Source organism: Luteibacter rhizovicinus (genome assembly GCF_004342265.1).
Lineage (GTDB): Bacteria > Pseudomonadota > Gammaproteobacteria > Xanthomonadales > Rhodanobacteraceae > Luteibacter > Luteibacter rhizovicinus_B.
The window spans coordinates 377,580-392,714 of sequence record NZ_SMCS01000004.1; the positions used below are offsets into that span (position 1 = coordinate 377,580).

15 protein-coding genes are annotated in these 15,135 nt (G+C 62.7%); all 15 read left to right on the forward strand.

The window, feature by feature from the left end:
- Positions 1-168 precede the first annotated feature (168 nt).
- Entirely contained in the window at positions 169-1,599 is a 1,431-nt protein-coding gene (locus EC912_RS12600; protein WP_132144527.1) for a flagellin, read from the forward strand.
- A gap of 141 nt (positions 1,600-1,740) precedes the next feature.
- On the forward strand, positions 1,741-3,114 hold the full coding sequence (fliD, locus tag EC912_RS12605) for a flagellar filament capping protein FliD (protein WP_243649255.1): 1,374 nt from the start codon (positions 1,741-1,743) through the stop codon (positions 3,112-3,114).
- Positions 3,115-3,141: 27 nt separating this feature from the next.
- Complete coding sequence (gene fliS / locus EC912_RS12610; protein WP_132144529.1) at positions 3,142-3,558, forward strand: flagellar export chaperone FliS; 417 nt, start codon at positions 3,142-3,144, stop codon at positions 3,556-3,558.
- Positions 3,559-3,590: 32 nt separating this feature from the next.
- Entirely contained in the window at positions 3,591-3,851 is a 261-nt protein-coding gene (locus tag EC912_RS12615; RefSeq protein ID WP_165973587.1) for a flagellar protein FliT, read from the forward strand.
- 28 nt (positions 3,852-3,879) lie between these two features.
- Positions 3,880-4,449, forward strand: a complete 570-nt coding sequence (locus tag EC912_RS12620; RefSeq protein ID WP_132144533.1) for a PilZ domain-containing protein — start codon at positions 3,880-3,882, stop codon at positions 4,447-4,449.
- Between the two features lie 294 nt (positions 4,450-4,743).
- Positions 4,744-6,159: a sigma-54 dependent transcriptional regulator gene (locus EC912_RS12625; RefSeq protein ID WP_132144535.1), complete on the forward strand. Its 1,416-nt coding sequence runs from the start codon at positions 4,744-4,746 to the stop codon at positions 6,157-6,159.
- A gap of 268 nt (positions 6,160-6,427) precedes the next feature.
- Positions 6,428-6,757, forward strand: a complete 330-nt coding sequence (fliE, locus tag EC912_RS12630) for a flagellar hook-basal body complex protein FliE (protein WP_132144537.1) — start codon at positions 6,428-6,430, stop codon at positions 6,755-6,757.
- A gap of 36 nt (positions 6,758-6,793) precedes the next feature.
- The gene (gene fliF / locus EC912_RS12635; RefSeq protein WP_132144539.1) at positions 6,794-8,494 is read left to right on the forward strand and encodes a flagellar basal-body MS-ring/collar protein FliF; all 1,701 of its coding nucleotides are present in this window, start codon (positions 6,794-6,796) and stop codon (positions 8,492-8,494) included.
- A gap of 13 nt (positions 8,495-8,507) precedes the next feature.
- Positions 8,508-9,497, forward strand: coding sequence for a flagellar motor switch protein FliG (fliG, locus tag EC912_RS12640; protein WP_243649265.1), 990 nt, complete (start codon positions 8,508-8,510; stop codon positions 9,495-9,497).
- Complete coding sequence (locus EC912_RS12645; RefSeq protein ID WP_132144543.1) at positions 9,497-10,144, forward strand: flagellar assembly protein FliH; 648 nt, start codon at positions 9,497-9,499, stop codon at positions 10,142-10,144. The genes fliG and EC912_RS12645 overlap by 1 nt, the downstream gene beginning before the upstream one ends.
- On the forward strand, positions 10,141-11,508 hold the full coding sequence (gene fliI / locus EC912_RS12650) for a flagellar protein export ATPase FliI (protein WP_132144545.1): 1,368 nt from the start codon (positions 10,141-10,143) through the stop codon (positions 11,506-11,508). The genes EC912_RS12645 and fliI overlap by 4 nt, the downstream gene beginning before the upstream one ends.
- Positions 11,505-11,933 (forward strand): flagellar export protein FliJ, encoded by a 429-nt coding sequence (gene fliJ / locus EC912_RS12655; RefSeq protein WP_132144547.1) that lies wholly within the window; start codon positions 11,505-11,507, stop codon positions 11,931-11,933. Before fliI ends, fliJ begins: the two co-directional genes overlap by 4 nt.
- A 52-nt stretch (positions 11,934-11,985) precedes the next feature.
- The gene (locus EC912_RS12660) at positions 11,986-13,059 is read left to right on the forward strand and encodes a flagellar hook-length control protein FliK (RefSeq protein ID WP_165973588.1); all 1,074 of its coding nucleotides are present in this window, start codon (positions 11,986-11,988) and stop codon (positions 13,057-13,059) included.
- Between the two features lie 243 nt (positions 13,060-13,302).
- Positions 13,303-13,782, forward strand: coding sequence for a flagellar basal body-associated FliL family protein (locus EC912_RS12665; protein WP_243649256.1), 480 nt, complete (start codon positions 13,303-13,305; stop codon positions 13,780-13,782).
- A 16-nt stretch (positions 13,783-13,798) separates the two neighbouring features.
- Positions 13,799-14,803, forward strand: a complete 1,005-nt coding sequence (gene fliM, locus EC912_RS12670; protein ID WP_132144551.1) for a flagellar motor switch protein FliM — start codon at positions 13,799-13,801, stop codon at positions 14,801-14,803.
- Positions 14,804-15,135: the final 332 nt, after the last annotated feature.

Below are 15,135 nucleotides of genomic sequence, written 5' to 3' on the forward strand. Positions count from 1 at the left end.
GGCTTACAGCCTTAAGTCAACGAAGTTGCTTGACATGTGGAATTTCCTCTCAAGTTTCCCCGGGGCGCGCCGAAAACCTCTTTGAGGCGGAAGGCTTCCATCTGGAACCCCGCCGGAATTCGCCGCACTAGGTCGGCATTCGGTTCCGCTTACAAAGGATTCAAGATCATGGCAATGACCATCAACACCAATATCAACTCGCTGAACGCCCAGCGCAACCTGGGCAAGTCCCAGTCCAAGCTGAGTTCGGCCATCGAGCGTCTGTCCTCCGGTATGCGCATCAACAGCGCCAAGGACGACGCCGCCGGCATGGCGATCGCCACTCGTATGACCACGCAGGTCAACGGCCTGAACCGCGCCGTGCAGAACGCCAACGACGGTATCTCGCTGTCGCAGACGACCGAGTCGGCCCTCGACGAAGTCACCAACAACCTTCAGCGCATCCGTGAGCTGGCCGTGCAGTCGACCAACGCGTCGAACTCCTCCAGCGACCGTGCCGCCCTCGACGCCGAAGTCCAGCAACGCCTGGCGGAAGTCACGCGTATCGCTACGCAGACCAACTTCAACGGCATGAAGGTTCTCGACGGCAGCTCCAACAACCTGAGCTTCCAGGTCGGCGCGAACGTCGGCGAAGTGATCACGGTCGGCCTGAGCCAGGGCATGAAGGCCAACCAGGTCGGTGAGCTTGCCAACGGTTCGGCCACGCCGGCCTTCGCAGCTGCCGTACCGGGTACCCAGGGCAAGACGGTCGGTGCTACCGCCGTCGCCGCTTTCGATTTCTCCGCTGCGTCGAAGTCCTTCACGGTTGGCGGCAAGACGGTCAACCTCAACCAGAACTACACCGATGCCGCCGGCCTCGCCACGGCGATCAACGGCCAGCTGTCGGGTTCGGGCGTCACGGCGAGCCAGACGGGCGGCACCTTCACCTTCACGAACGACGCCGCTGGCGTGGGCAGCCCGACGGTTGGCGGCACGGACGGTGCCGCACTGTTCGGTGCACAGACCGCAACCGCCGGTACCGATGCCGTTCCGTCGCAGCTGGTAGTGGCTGGTGGCGACCTGACGTTCAAGGTAGGTAGCGGCGCTTCATTCAGCATCACTGGCACCTTCAAGAGCACGCAGGACGTCGCCGACGCGATCAATGCAAAGTCGGGCGAGGGCATCAAGGCTTACGTCGGTCAGGACGGTTCGCTGAAGTACTCCTCGGCGCAGGACATCACCGTGGGTGGCACCAAGGCAGCTGCCGATGGCTTCACGGTCGGCACGAGTGCCGTCAACACCGCCAAGACCCTTGCGGACTCCAGCGTGAAGACGGTCGACGGCGCCAACGACACCATCAACCGTATCGATGCCGCCCTGCAGTCGGTCAGCAATGTCCGCTCGGACCTCGGCGCCGTGCAGAACCGTTTCGAGTCGACGATCTCGAACCTGCAGAACATCTCGCAGAACCTGTCGTCGTCGCGCAGCGCCATCCAGGACGCCGACTTCGCCCAGGAAACGGCGAACATGTCCAGCGCGCAGATCCTGCAGCAGGCCGGTGTCTCGGTGCTCGCCCAGGCGAACTCCAGCCAGCAGAGCGTCCTGAAGCTCCTCCAGTAACGGATGGGGTGACCTCGACAGCCCCGAGCGTCATCGGGGTTGGCAGGGTAATTGCTTGAATGTCACAGCTGGCACCCGTCATGGGTGCCAGCTGTCGACAAAATGGCGCTCGGTTCCAGAGGCGCCCTCAAGGAGAGCTTCATGGCTACCACGATCGGTTCCAGTTCCATCGACGTCAATTCGATCGTCACCAATCTTGTCAACAATAAGCGCGCGGCGCAGGACAAGAAGATCGCTGCGGACACGCAGACGACCAACACCCAGGTTTCCGCCCTCGGTAACTTCACCTCGCAGCTCACTGCTTTGCAGAGCGCGATCAAGTCGCTTACCGACGGCACCGCATTCAAGACCCAGACGACCAGCCTCAGCACCGACGGCGACAAGTATCTGTCGGCCACCGCGAGCACCACTTCCGTTTCCGGCTCGTACAGCATCGCTGTCACGCAGCTCGCCACGGCGCAAAAAACCACCTCGGCCGCCTACGCCAGCGGCACGGCCGCCGTGGGAACCGGCTCGCTGACGATCTCCGTCGGCAACAAGTCGATGAATCTGACGCTGGATTCGACGAACAATACGCTCCAGAACGTTCGCGACGCGATCAATAAATCATCTACCAATCCCGGTGTCACGGCGACCATCGTCACGGGTTCCGATGGCGCCCACCTGGTCCTGACCTCGGCGTTGACGGGCGACGCCAACAAATTCTCGGTTACCTCCAGCGGCGGCGACGGTGGCCTGGCGGCCCTGAACTTCGATCCGGCCACCGGCAACCCCACCACAAAGGCACAGGACGCGAAATTCGCGATCGACGGCCTGGCGGCGACCAGCCCCACCAATACGGTTTCCTCCGCCATCGACGGCATTTCGTTGACGCTTTCGAAGGTGACCGATGCCGCTTCGCCGGTTACCGTCACCGTGTCGACGGATCTGTCGGCCGCGAAGACCGCGATCAATAACCTCGTCACCTCGTACAACAGCTTCATCGGTATGTACAAAACGCTGACGAAGTACGACCAGGTAAACAATCAGGCTGGCGCGCTGCTCGGCGACGCCACGATCACCACGGTCAAGTCGCAGCTGTCCGGGATACTGGGCACCACGCTCACCGGGGCGCAGGCCGTCGACGGTATCGGTTCGCTCAGCGATCTGGGTATTTCCCTGCAGGTGGACGGCACCCTCAAGCTTGACAGCAGCAAGCTGCAAACGGCTCTCGACAAGAATCCGCGCCAGGTACAGAACCTGTTTACCGGCGATAACGGTATTGCGACGAAGATCGACAAGTCCATTACCAGCTGGACCGGCTCATCGGGCATTTTCGCCACGCGTACGCTGAACCTGAATGCCAAGCTCAAGGATCTGACCAAGCAGACCACGGATCTCGATTCGCAGATGAGCGCTTATGCGACGCGTCTGACGAAACAGTACAGCGCCCTCGACGCGATGATGACGAAGCTGGCTGGCACCACCGACTTCCTCACGCAGCAGTTCAACTCGCTGACGAAGTCGTCGAACTAAGCGCCGCATCGGCACAGGAGCATAGATATGGCACTCGGATATGCAAACGGCGCTGGCGCTTACCAGCAGGTTCGGACGCACGGTGGCGTGGAAGCCGCGGACGCGCACGGTCTTATTACGATGCTGATGGACGGAGGGCTGGAGCGCATTCGTTTCGCTACCGGTTGCATCGCCACCGGCAATATCGCCGGCAAAGGCGAGGCTATTTCCAGGGCGATCGAAATCGTCGGCACGCTGCAGGCAAGCCTGAATCACGACGTGAAAACGGCGCTGGTCGGTCAGCTGGATTCGCTATACGACTATATGAGTCGCCGTTTGCTGCTGGCGAACGTGAAAAATGACGTCGCCATCCTCGACGAGGTGGCCGGTTTGCTTCGGCAACTGCGCGAAAGCTGGGTCGCGATTCCCGCCGATGCGCGCCAGCTTGCCGAGGCTACCTCGTGAACGACATGGTGTGCTGCGACCTGGATAAGGTCATGAGCCTTACCGAAGCGATGCACGCCGCGGCCACCGAGTCGCGCTGGGACGAGCTGGCCACGCTGGAAGCCGAGCGCGACCCGGTATTGCATGCCGGAACCATGCGCTCGACGAGCGAGACCCTGGAAACCCTGAAGTCGATCATGCTGATCGACTCCCTGATTCGCGAACTTGTGTCTGCTGCCCGCGACGAAGTGGCTGTTCTCTGGGACGAGTCTCGCCGCATGCAGCGCGCCGTTGCCGCGTATAGTCAGGTCTGACGCGTTCCGCTGACTGGGGGCAGAGGCAATGAACGAAGATATCTGGAGCTCGTTTTCCGAGCGCGTCACTTATGACGGTCGATTCCACGCCACGTGCGAATTCGCGCCCCTGCCGGATAGTGCGGCGCTCGCGCTTCTGAACGATCGTAATGTCAGCGTGCTCACGGCGGTGGCTGCACTGGTCGAGAAGCGCGCCGAGACACCCGAGGACGATACGACGGTCACGAACGAGCTATCGCGACTGGATGCGAAGCTCAACGTCCTGATGGAAATCGTCAACCGGTTGTTGCTGCCGCAGGCCGACCTGCCGCCGCGGATCGCTTTGCGTTTCAATGCCTCCGGCGCTGTCCTTCCCTGGGATGGCCTACCGGCTGTCGGGCAGCCCGTACTATTGCGCATCCATTTCGATGTTTGCCGCGCGTTGCCGCTGGAGCTTCCCGGACAGCGTCTTGCGGGTCCGTCCGATGGTCGTGGGTTCATTGGATTTCAAGGGCTTAGCGAGCATGTGCGTGACGCCATCGAGCGTCTGGTCTTCCGTCACCATCGCCGTCAGGTCGCCGAGGCGCGCCTTGCCGGGCGCCCGATGGAAGGCGGCTGAGACACGAAGTGACCCATCGCGTCACCTGACGAATTGTCGTCTCTGGCAATGAGCGTCACATTTGCGACGCGTGTCGTCAGATTTGACACCCGGCGTCCGCTGTCATCGGTGCTCATGCGTTGGAAAGGAAATACTCACGCGTCGGAACGCCGCCGTATGACGTAAAACTCCGCCGTGTGGCGCCGGTTTTCCGCCGCTGGCATGGAACTTGATTGATACCTTGCAATGAAGCCTGACAAGTCGCGCAGCGGCTGTCCGGATCCTTCGACCAACGCATTGCAGTGGGGTATTAAGGTGAAGTCTTCCAACTTTCTCGTGATCGAATCGGACGCCTCACGGGCTCAGGCTATCGTTTCGGCGCTGTCGTTCCTCGGTTATCGCCCGGTACTGGCGGATCGTGTCGATGCCGACGAAACGGGTGAGCAATGGCGCGGCGCCTTCGTCGGCACCGTGGAAGACGAGGCCCAGCTCGAGCAGTTCCTCGCCAGCCTGGGTCGTAACGCGCGCAACCTGCCGATGCTGGTGGCCGCCGACTCACCGGTTGCCACTTCGCTCATCGCCGACGATGCGCGCAGCCAGTTGATCGAGCTGATCGACCTGCCGCTGCGCTACGAGCGTCTGGCCGAGGCGATGCGCAGCTTGCAGACGCGAGTCGAGCCGATTGCCGCCAGCCGCCGTTTTGTCGGCCAGTCCGGTCCCATGCAGCGTGTAAACGCGCTGATCCGGCAGGTCGCGCCGTTCGATTCCAGTGTCCTGGTGCTTGGCGAATCCGGTAGCGGCAAGGAACTGGTCGCGCGCACCATTCACGACTGTTCGCCGCGCCGCGACAAGCCGTTCGTGGCGATCAACTGCGGAGCCATCCCCGCCGAGCTTCTGGAAAGCGAGCTGTTCGGACACGAGAAGGGCGCGTTCACGGGCGCGATCAGCACTCGCAAGGGCCGTTTCGAAATGGCCGAGGGCGGCACGCTGTTCCTGGACGAAATCGGCGACATGAGCCTGCCGATGCAGGTCAAGCTGCTGCGTGTATTGCAGGAGCGCGTATTCGAGCGCGTCGGTGGTAACCGTGCGCAGCGCTGCGACGTGCGCATCATTGCCGCGACGCATCGCAATCTGGAAGAATTCATCGAGCGTGGCTCGTTCCGCGAAGACCTGTTCTATCGCCTGAGCGTGTTCCCGCTGGAAATGCCGTCGCTGCGCCAGCGTCTGGAAGATCTGCCGGCTCTGATCGGCGAGTTCAATCAGCGCCTGGTCCAGCGTGGTCTGTCCCGCGTGCGTTTCGCGCCCAGCGCGATGAACGCGCTGCGCCAGCACGGCTGGCCGGGCAATGTCCGCGAACTGTCGAACCTGGTCGAGCGCATGGCCATCCTGATGCCGCACGGCGAAGTACGCGGCATGGATCTGCCCGAGAAATACCGCGGCGCGCTGCCGATCGAGGAAGTCACCGGTGCCGCGCTTATCGCGATGATGGAAGAGCAGCCGATGATCGCGGACAGCTTCGCGTACGGCGAGGGCGATCCGTCGGTCCTGCCGCTGGAAGGCCTCGATCTGAAGGATCACCTGGCCGGTATCGAAATCGGTCTGATTCGCCAGGCCCTGAATTCCGCCAATGGTGTCGTGGCCCACGCGGCCAAGCTGCTGCGCGTTCAGCGCACGACGCTGGTCGAAAAGCTACGCAAGTACGGGCTGAGCGAGACGGTGCAGGCAGGCTGATCGGGGGTTGCGCCGTACCTGTAGGAGCGCGCCTGCGCGCTTGTGCAAAGCAAAAGATCAATGACGGTGCGATAGCCGACGGAGCGTCGATGCGGTAGGTGGCATCCGCAGCCAGAAGATCGGGCTCGCGGATGTGAGTATCAGGCTTCCTCCCCTTGTTGGTTTTCGCGCGCAGGCGCGCTCCCACAGAGATCATGCAGTCTTTCATTCAGTTGGCACGCGTCGTGCTTCAAGCGTCATCAGACCTGATACGCGTTGGAATTCCGTCATGACCACGATCGATGTAAGCAGCCTGCTTTCCCAGATGCGCCGCATCAGCTCCCAGGCCGATCTTCCGGCACCGGGTGGCATCGGCGAGATCAGTCCCGCCTCGAAGGATTCCTTCGGCAGTCTGCTCCGGCAGTCCATCGACGGGGTAGCGAAGACGCAGGAAAAGGCAGGCCAGCTTGCTACCGCTTTCGAGCGGGGCGATCCGGGAGTCGATCTTGCACAGGTAATGATCCAGGGTCAGAAAGCCGACCTTTCGTTTCGTGCGATGACCGAAGTGCGCAACAAGATGGTCGATGCGTACAAAGAAATCATGAACATGTCGCTCTGACGCGACTGACTCCCGGAAGAGATCACGAGTTGAACCATGGCAGATAACGGCGTCGCCACAACCCAATCGAACGACGCATCGCGCATGGGCTCGCTGAAGTCGCTGGCGCAGACGCCGGCGGCCCGGCAGATTTTCTTGCTCGCCGGCATCGCTGCCGCCGTGGCGATCGGCATTGCCGCCGTGCTCTGGTCGCGCGCCCCGAACTACGGGCTGCTATATGGCGGTCTCGAGCAGAAAGATGCCGCTGCCGTGACCCAGGCACTGCAAACGGGCAATACCCCGTATCAGCTCAGCAGCGACGGCAGCTCGATCTTCGTGCCGGCGGCCGATGTCGCGGGCATCCGCCTGAAACTCGCGGGACAGGGCCTGCCGCAGGGCAGTGCGGCGAACTCCATGCCGCAGGCCGATTCGCCCTTCGGCATGAGCGACATGGCCGAACGCACGCGCTACCAGCAACTGCTCGAAACCGATCTTTCCAACACGATCGCCGGGCTGCAGTCGGTGCGCGCCGCACGCGTGCATCTGGCCTTGCCCAAGCCCTCGGCCTTCATTCGCGACAACAAGCCGGCCAGCGCATCGGTCGTCATTACGCTGTATCCCGGCCGCCAGCTCGATCAGGGACAGGTAGCGGCGATCGTCCATCTTGTCGCCGCCAGCGTGCCCGACCTCGATACGCGGCAGGTATCCGTCATCGATCAGCAGGGCAACCTGCTCACGGTCAGCGATCCGGAAAGCGCCGCCGCGATCGGCGACAACCGCCTGCGTCTGTCCAGCCGAATCGAAGCTACATACACACAGCGCGTCGAAGACCTGCTGACGCCACTGGTCGGCGCGGGCAAGGTGCGCGCCCAGGTATTCGCGGATCTGGACTTCGCCAAAACGGAGAAGGCCAGCGAGGTTTTCAATCACGACAATCCCGCGCTGCGCAGCGAACAGACCAATAGCGACACGCGTCATGACAACGCCTCCGAAGGCGGCGTGCCGGGCGCGCTCAGCAATCAGCCGCCGAATACCGTTGCCCAGCCGACTGCGGCCAAGCCGAACGCCGGCGGCAAGGCGGGCCAGACGGCCAGCACGCAGACCGCGCCGCCGTCGCAGCAGTCCAGCAGCGCCACGCGCAACTACGAACTCGATCGCACCGTCAGCCACGTCACCGATCCGGCAGGCAAAGTCGCGCGCCTTAGCGTCGCGGTGATCGTCGACAACAAGCAGGTTCCCGACAAGGACGGCAAATTCAAGAGCGTGCCGTTTACTCCGGAAGAACTCGAGCGTCTGACCACGCTTACCAAGAACGCGGTTGGCTTCAGTGCCGATCGTGGCGACAGCGTCAGCGTGATCAACGAACCGTTCCGTACACTGGCGACGGACGATGCGCCGGTCAGCGTGCCGTTCTGGGAAAAGCCGGGCATGCTCGATCTGATCAAGCAGGCCCTCGGCGTCATGGTCGCGCTGATCGTCGGCTTCTTCGTCCTGCGTCCGATGATGCGTGGCTTGCTGAAGCCGCAGCATGCGCAGCATAGCGTCGCGCTGGAAGGTCCTCTCCCGACCGTTTCGGTCATGGTGGACGACGATGACCTGGCTACCGACGACGTAAGAGCGTCGCATGCCGCTAAGCTGGGCTCGCCGACGATGCTCGCGTACGAACAGAAAATCGGTCTTGCCAAGCGCATGGCCAATGAAAATCCCAAACAGGTGGCGCAAGTCGTGAAGAGCTGGGTGTCCGACGATGGCGGTTGAACAGAATGCGACCCTGACGGGCGCACAGCGGGCGGCGATCCTTCTTCTCACGCTGGGTGAGGAAGATGCGGCGACAGTCCTCAAGCACCTCGGCGCGCGGGACGTGCAGGCGGTGGGTACCGCCATGGCCGCGCTTAAAAACGTGTCCAGGGAGCAGGTCGATTTCGTTCTCAGTCGCCTGCAAGAAGACATCGGCCAGCACACCGCGATCGGTGTGGGTACCGAGGAATACATCCGCAAGATCCTGGTTAATGCGCTTGGCGAGAACAAGGCGGGCGGCCTTATCGACCGTATCCTTCTCGGCCGTAGCAGCAAGGGCCTGGAGTCGCTGAAGTGGATGGAAAGCCGGGCCATCGCCGAGATGATCGGGCAGGAGCATCCGCAGATCATCGCGCTGGTGATGGCTCACCTGGAATCCGATCAGGCGGCGGAAGTCATCGGCTACCTCGCGCCGCGCGTGCGCAGCGACGTGGTCATGCGTATCGCGACGCTCGATGGCGTGCAGCCGCATGCGCTGAATGAGCTGGACGAAATCATGGAGCGTCAGTTCTCCGGCAATTCCAACAAGCTGAAATCGGCAAGCGTCGGTGGCCTGAAAGCCGCCGCCGATATCCTGAATGCGATGGAGACGGCGCGCGAAGCGGAGCTGATGGCTTCGATCCGCGGCATGGACAATACGCTCGGCGAGAAGATCGAAGAGCTTATGTTCGTCTTCGACGACCTGGCCGAACTGGACGATCGCAGCATGCAGACGTTGCTGCGCGAAGTGCCGTCGGCTCGCCTGATTACCGCGCTGAAGGGTGCGGAGCCGGCGATTCGCGAAAAGATATTCGCCAACATGTCCAAGCGCGCGGCCGACATGTTGCGCGACGACCTCGAAATCAAGGGTCCGGTCCGGCTTTCCGAAGTCGACGCCGCTCAGAAAGAAGTACTGGCCACGGCACGTCGGCTCGCTGACGCAGGTCAGATCAATCTCGCCGGTGGCGGGGAAGAATTCGTCTGATGACCCTGACCTCCATCCTCGCACGCGAAGGTATTCCCCAGTTTCAGCGCTGGGAGCTTCCCCTCGTGAACGGTCCCGGTGCCGTGCCGGCGAACGATCCGAAGGCCGAAGCCGACGAAGGCCCGCACCGTCCGACCGTCGCCGAGATCGAGGCGATCGAGCGTCAGGCTCGCGAGGAAGGCTTCAATGCGGGGCTTGCGGAAGGTCGCGCGACGGCTCAACGCGAACTCGTAGCGCAAACCGCGCGGCTCGATGCTTTGTTCGCCGCGGCTGCTCAGCCGCTGGCTAACCTGGATGCCGAAGTGGCCATGGACATCGCGCAGCTCGCGACGGTCATTGCCGAGCGCGTGCTTGGCTATGAGATCGCGATCGCGCCGGAGCGTATCGTCGATATCGTTCGCCAGGCTGTCGACACGCTGCCCGTAGGGTCGCGTCATCTGAAAATTTATCTTCATCCCGCGGACGCGGCGATCGTTCGCGATCACCGCATCGCGGCGGATCACGGATGGGTCGTGGCCGACGACGATGTCCTCGAGCGCGGCGACTGCCGACTCGAAAGCGAATCCTCGCGGCTCGACGCAACCGTGCGTAAGCGGCTGGCAGCCGTTATCGATGCCGTGCTCGAAGGTCATGCGGATACCGAATGAACGCCGAAACGCACATTGCCGAACGTAATGCCCACTGGCGCGATGCGCTGGCGGCGCAAAGCGCCAACGCGGCGAAGGTGCGGCCGTTGCAGGCGGAAGGAAAGCTGCGGCGTGTGGTCGGTCTCACGCTGGAAGCGGTCGGCTGCGAGGCGCCTGTTGGCGCACGCTGCATGGTCGCCGGTGCGGACGGTGCCCAGCTGGAAACCGAAGTCGTCGGTTTCTCCGATGGCCGCCTGCTATTGATGCCTACGGGCGAAATGCATGGTGTATTGCCCAACGCGCGCGTGACACCCTGCGCGGGTGTATCCGGCGTACCGGTGGGCGATGCCTTGCTCGGACGGGTCATCGGTTCCGATGGCGCGCCGCTGGACGGGCAGGGGCCCTTGCTGGCGCGCGAGCGCGTTCCGCTGCGCCGCGATCCGATCAATCCCATGGCGCGGCAGCCTATCGATACGCCGCTGGATGTCGGTGTGCGCGCCATCAACTCGCTGTTGACGGTCGGACGTGGCCAGCGCATCGGCCTGTTCGCCGGCTCCGGTGTCGGTAAGTCGACACTGCTGGGCATGATGACCCGCTTCACCGATGCCGACGTCGTGGTCGTCGGTCTGATCGGCGAGCGCGGACGCGAGGTAAAGGAATTCGTCGATCACACCCTGGGCGTCGAAGGGCGCCGCCGGGCAGTGGTCGTTGCCGCACCGGCCGATGCGCCACCGCTCAGTCGCTTGCGTGGCGCGCAGCTGGCTACCGCGGTCGCCGAGCACTTTCGCGATCAGGGTAAGCGCGTACTGCTGCTTATGGATTCGCTGACCCGCTACGCGCAGGCTCAGCGCGAAATCGCGCTGGCGATCGGCGAGCCTCCCGCCACGAAGGGTTATCCACCTTCCGTATTCGCCATGTTGCCCGCGCTGGTCGAGCGCGCCGGCAACGATAAGGATGGGCGCGGGTCGATCACCGCGTTCTATACCGTACTTACCGAAGGCGACGACTACCGTCACGATCCGATCGCCGATTCGGCGCGAGCGATTCTCGACGGCCATATCGTTCTTTCACGCGACCTGGCCGAGGCCGGGCATTACCCCGCGATAGATATCGAGGCGTCCATCAGTCGCGTGATGCCGGCCGTGGTGTCGAAGGATCACATGAAGGCCGCGCAGCGTTTTCGTCAGGTCTATTCGGCTTACAGGCAGCAGCGCGACCTCATCAGCGTCGGCGCCTATCAGAAGGGTAGCGATCCGCGCACCGACGAAGCCATCGCGCTCTATCCGCATCTGTCGGCCTTCCTTCAGCAGGAAACCGACGAGCCGGTGTCGCTGGAACAGGCAGCCGAAGGGCTTGTCGACGTCGCGCGTAGCGGTGCCGCATGAGTTCCCGTGCCGATCGTCTGCAGCCCGTGGTCGACCTGGCCGCCGACAAAGCGGACGAAGCCACGCGTTCGCTTGCCGAGCATCAGCGACAGGTCGCGGCGGCGGAAGCGCAACTCGTGGAACTGCGTCGCTACCGCAATGAATACGCGACGATGCCCGATGGCCTGGGTGTCGCCGCATTGCTGAATCGTCAGCAGTTCCTGCTTCGTATCGACAGCGCGATCGTGCAGCAGATGGGCGAAGTCCAGCGGCGCGAAATAGCGCTTACGCGTGCGCAGAACGACTGGGCCGACGCACGCGGCAGGGCTAAAGCGCTCGATGCTGTCACCACGAAATATCGGGAGCAGGAGCGCAAGCAGGAAGCCCGGCGCGAACAAGAGCAAGCCGACGAACGTTCCCAGCACCGTCGCACACCCAGGGGATAGGAATGTGTCTTTCGATGCATCGCACCCGCCACGTCATCAGAGAGCTCGCCGTATGATTTCTCCAGCCATCGCCAATGTCGCTCCTCCGGCTCCCGCCACGTCGTCCACGCCGGCGACGGACGCTTCGTCGTCGGCGCATCGTTTCGATGCGGCGCTGGACGCGGCGAACAAGCAGTCGAAGGGCAAGGATTCGAACGATTCCAGCTCGAATACGCAGACATCCACGAGCCCGGCTGCCTCGACTCCCTCGAAAGCCGCCGGCACGAAGAGCCAGGGCGCCGACGAGTCGAAAGCATCGGACAAGAAAGACGATCAGACCGACACGACCGATACGTCCGCCGTCGCGGCCGTCCTTGCGTTGATCGGCGTACCGCCGAAGGTCGCGACGGTGGCCGGCAAGGCGCTGGGCGCGGCGACCGACGCGCTCGCGGGTAAGGGCGACCCGGCAATTACGGCTACCGGACAGGCCGGCGATGCGGCCGCCGCCGCGCTGGCTCAGCAGGCACAGGCGCAGGTTGCCGCCGCGGCAGCGGCCGTTGCCGCGGCGACGCCAGCCGGACTGCCGAGCGTGGCCGCCGATAAGGCAGGACTTCTGACCGCCATTGGCGCGACCGCGCCGAAGGAAGACACGGCGGCGCCGGATGCGACGACGTCTCTGGCATTGCCTGCGATGCACCTGCACGCGGCGACGCAGGACCCGCAGAACGTACAGCTTCAGTCGACGCAGCCGGCGACCTCGCCGCAGTTTGCGCAGGAGCTGGGCGAGCAGATTGCCTGGATGGGCAACTCGAATATCAATCAAGCGCGTATCCGCCTGCATCCGGAAGAGCTCGGTTCCATGGATGTGAAAGTCAGCGTGGAGCATGGCAAGGTCAACGTCGCTTTCGCGACCGAGCATCCCGCAGCGGTCATCGCCGTGCAGCAGACGCTTTCCCAACTGGACACGATGCTTGCGCATCACGGCCTTTCGCTGGGCAATACCGAAGTCAGCCAGCAAAATGCCGGGCAAGGTGACGGTTCGTCCGCTCGGTCGTCAGGCGCGGCATCGGGCGATGCCGGTAGCGATGAGGCGACCGTTGTGTCCACGACGCGCGTGAGTCGCGGTCTGGTCGACGAAGTGGCGTGATGGCGGGTATCCGGTGTGACGTAAAACTGACGAGAGTCAGAAAAGCGCCGGTCATGAGATTGCGCCGATTTGCCGCCGGATGAGTCCCGAATGTTGTAACTGTGCGCCGCCTCACGCTTTTCCTTGAGCGCACATCGTCAATAATGAGGGCTCCCCGTCGTGGCACACGACTTGCTTTTAGGGGTTTAGCGAACGCCACGACGCGTATCCCCACCGTTTTCGTTTAGTAGAAGAGGCTTCACCATGGCAGCAGCACCGGATCCGACCACCCCGCCCAGGAAGGGCAAAGGCATGTTCATCGTCGTGGGTGCGCTTGTCGTGCTGGCTATCGGTGGCATTGGCGGCTGGATGATGATGAAGCACAGCGCCGCGGGCGGTCAGGCCTCGGCGGCGAAGTCGAATGTTCCGGCGGTCTATCTCCAGCTCGATCCCGCGTTCGTCGTCAATTTCCAGGACGAGAACGCGCTGCGTTTCCTTCAGGTCGGCGTCAATGTCATGTCGCACGATGCCGAAGCGATCAAGGCCACGAAAGAGGCCGATCCTGAAATCCGCAATGCGCTGTTGATGCTGTTCTCCGCACAGGACTTCAAGTCGTTGTCGGATGTGAAGGGCAAGCAGAAATTGCAGGCAGCCGCGTTGGCCGAAATCCAACGCGTACTGAAGGACAAGATCGGCCGGCCGGGTATCGACGCCGTGTTTTTCACCAGTTTCATCATGCAGTGACAGAGCGAACCGGCCCATGAGCGACATCCTTACCCAGGAAGAAATCGACGCACTGCTGGCCGGTGTGGAAGGTGGCGATGTCGAGACCGAGATCGAGCTCCCACCGCCCGGCGGCATCCAGGATTACGATTTCACGCAGCAGGACCGCATCGTTCGCGGTCGCCTGCCGACGCTGGAAATGGTCAACGACCGTTTCGCGCGTTATTTCCGGCAGAACCTGTTCAACGTGCTGCGCAAGTCGTGCGAAGTGTCCGTGCTCGGCGTCAAGATGACGAAGTTCAACGAGTACGTGCACTCGCTCGCGGTACCCAGCAATCTCAACCTGATCCGTATCAAACCGCTGCGCGGTACGGCGCTGATGGTGTTCGAGCCGCGCCTGGTATTCACGGTCATCGACAACTTCTTCGGTGGCGACGGGCGTTATCACGCGCGCATCGAAGGTCGCGATTTCACGCCGACCGAGAACCGCGTGATCCAGATCGTGCTGCAGGAGGCATTTACCTCCATGGCCGAAGCCTGGGCGCCGGTGCTGAAGATGAAGTTCGAGTTCCTGAATTCCGAGATCAATCCGCAGTTCGCGAACATCGTCAGTCCGACCGAAACCGTGGTCGTTTCGCGCTTCCATGTGGAGCTCGATGGCGGTGGCGGCGAAGTTCACCTGACGCTGCCTTACTCGATGGTCGAGCCGATTCGCGAGCTGCTGGACGCGGGCGTGCAAAGCGATCGGGCCGAGCGAGACGATCGCTGGATACAGAGCCTGCACGAGGAAATCCTCGATGCGCAGGTGGAATTGACCTCGCTGCTCGCCGAAGCCCAGTTGAGCATCGGCGACTTCCTGCACCTGCGCCGCGGCGACGTGATTCCTATCAATCTGCCGGAATTCGCGACGGTATTCGCCGAAGACGTGCCGGTATTCCGGGGGAAGATGGCGAACATGAGCGGCAACAAGGCCGTTCAGTTCGAGAGCCTGCTCCGCCGCAGGGAGCAGCGGCCACCAGAGCCGTTGACCGAGCTGGCCTAGTCATCCTGGTGTCGTGTACCCGTTCGGGGCCCACCTTCTGTGGGAGCGCGCAGGCGCGCTCCCACAGAAGGTGGGCCGTTCTCTTGTGGGGTACCGTCAACTGACCGTCGCGGTGACTTACTGCCGTCGAGCGTCAATTATTTGCTCTTGAAGCGTCACATTTCGCTGGATAGTACGACGAGGGCTCCTTGGGCCTCTCTAAGTCATTGATCCGGGTAGTCGTCTTTCGCCGATACATCCCGTCCGACCCATGGCATGCGGTTTGCATCAACGAGGTTATCCCTCGTTACGCGCAGTGAATCGGCATGAATAACAACGACGCATTTTCGAAC

What these genes read in the sequence shown, in the direction of transcription:
- EC912_RS12660 (WP_165973588.1), top strand. Translation starts at nt 11,986, where the DNA reads ATGATTTCTCCAGCCATCGCCAATGTCGCTCCTCCGGCTCCCGCCACG.
- fliF (WP_132144539.1), top strand. Translation starts at nt 6,794, where the DNA reads ATGGCAGATAACGGCGTCGCCACAACCCAATCGAACGACGCATCGCGC.
- fliM (WP_132144551.1), top strand. Translation starts at nt 13,799, where the DNA reads ATGAGCGACATCCTTACCCAGGAAGAAATCGACGCACTGCTGGCCGGT.
- fliI (WP_132144545.1), top strand. Translation starts at nt 10,141, where the DNA reads ATGAACGCCGAAACGCACATTGCCGAACGTAATGCCCACTGGCGCGAT.
- EC912_RS12600 (WP_132144527.1), top strand. Translation starts at nt 169, where the DNA reads ATGGCAATGACCATCAACACCAATATCAACTCGCTGAACGCCCAGCGC.
- fliS (WP_132144529.1), top strand. Translation starts at nt 3,142, where the DNA reads ATGGCACTCGGATATGCAAACGGCGCTGGCGCTTACCAGCAGGTTCGG.
- EC912_RS12665 (WP_243649256.1), top strand. Translation starts at nt 13,303, where the DNA reads ATGGCAGCAGCACCGGATCCGACCACCCCGCCCAGGAAGGGCAAAGGC.
- EC912_RS12645 (WP_132144543.1), top strand. Translation starts at nt 9,497, where the DNA reads ATGACCCTGACCTCCATCCTCGCACGCGAAGGTATTCCCCAGTTTCAG.
- fliD (WP_243649255.1), top strand. Translation starts at nt 1,741, where the DNA reads ATGGCTACCACGATCGGTTCCAGTTCCATCGACGTCAATTCGATCGTC.
- EC912_RS12620 (WP_132144533.1), top strand. Translation starts at nt 3,880, where the DNA reads ATGAACGAAGATATCTGGAGCTCGTTTTCCGAGCGCGTCACTTATGAC.
- fliJ (WP_132144547.1), top strand. Translation starts at nt 11,505, where the DNA reads ATGAGTTCCCGTGCCGATCGTCTGCAGCCCGTGGTCGACCTGGCCGCC.
- EC912_RS12615 (WP_165973587.1), top strand. Translation starts at nt 3,591, where the DNA reads ATGAGCCTTACCGAAGCGATGCACGCCGCGGCCACCGAGTCGCGCTGG.
- fliE (WP_132144537.1), top strand. Translation starts at nt 6,428, where the DNA reads ATGACCACGATCGATGTAAGCAGCCTGCTTTCCCAGATGCGCCGCATC.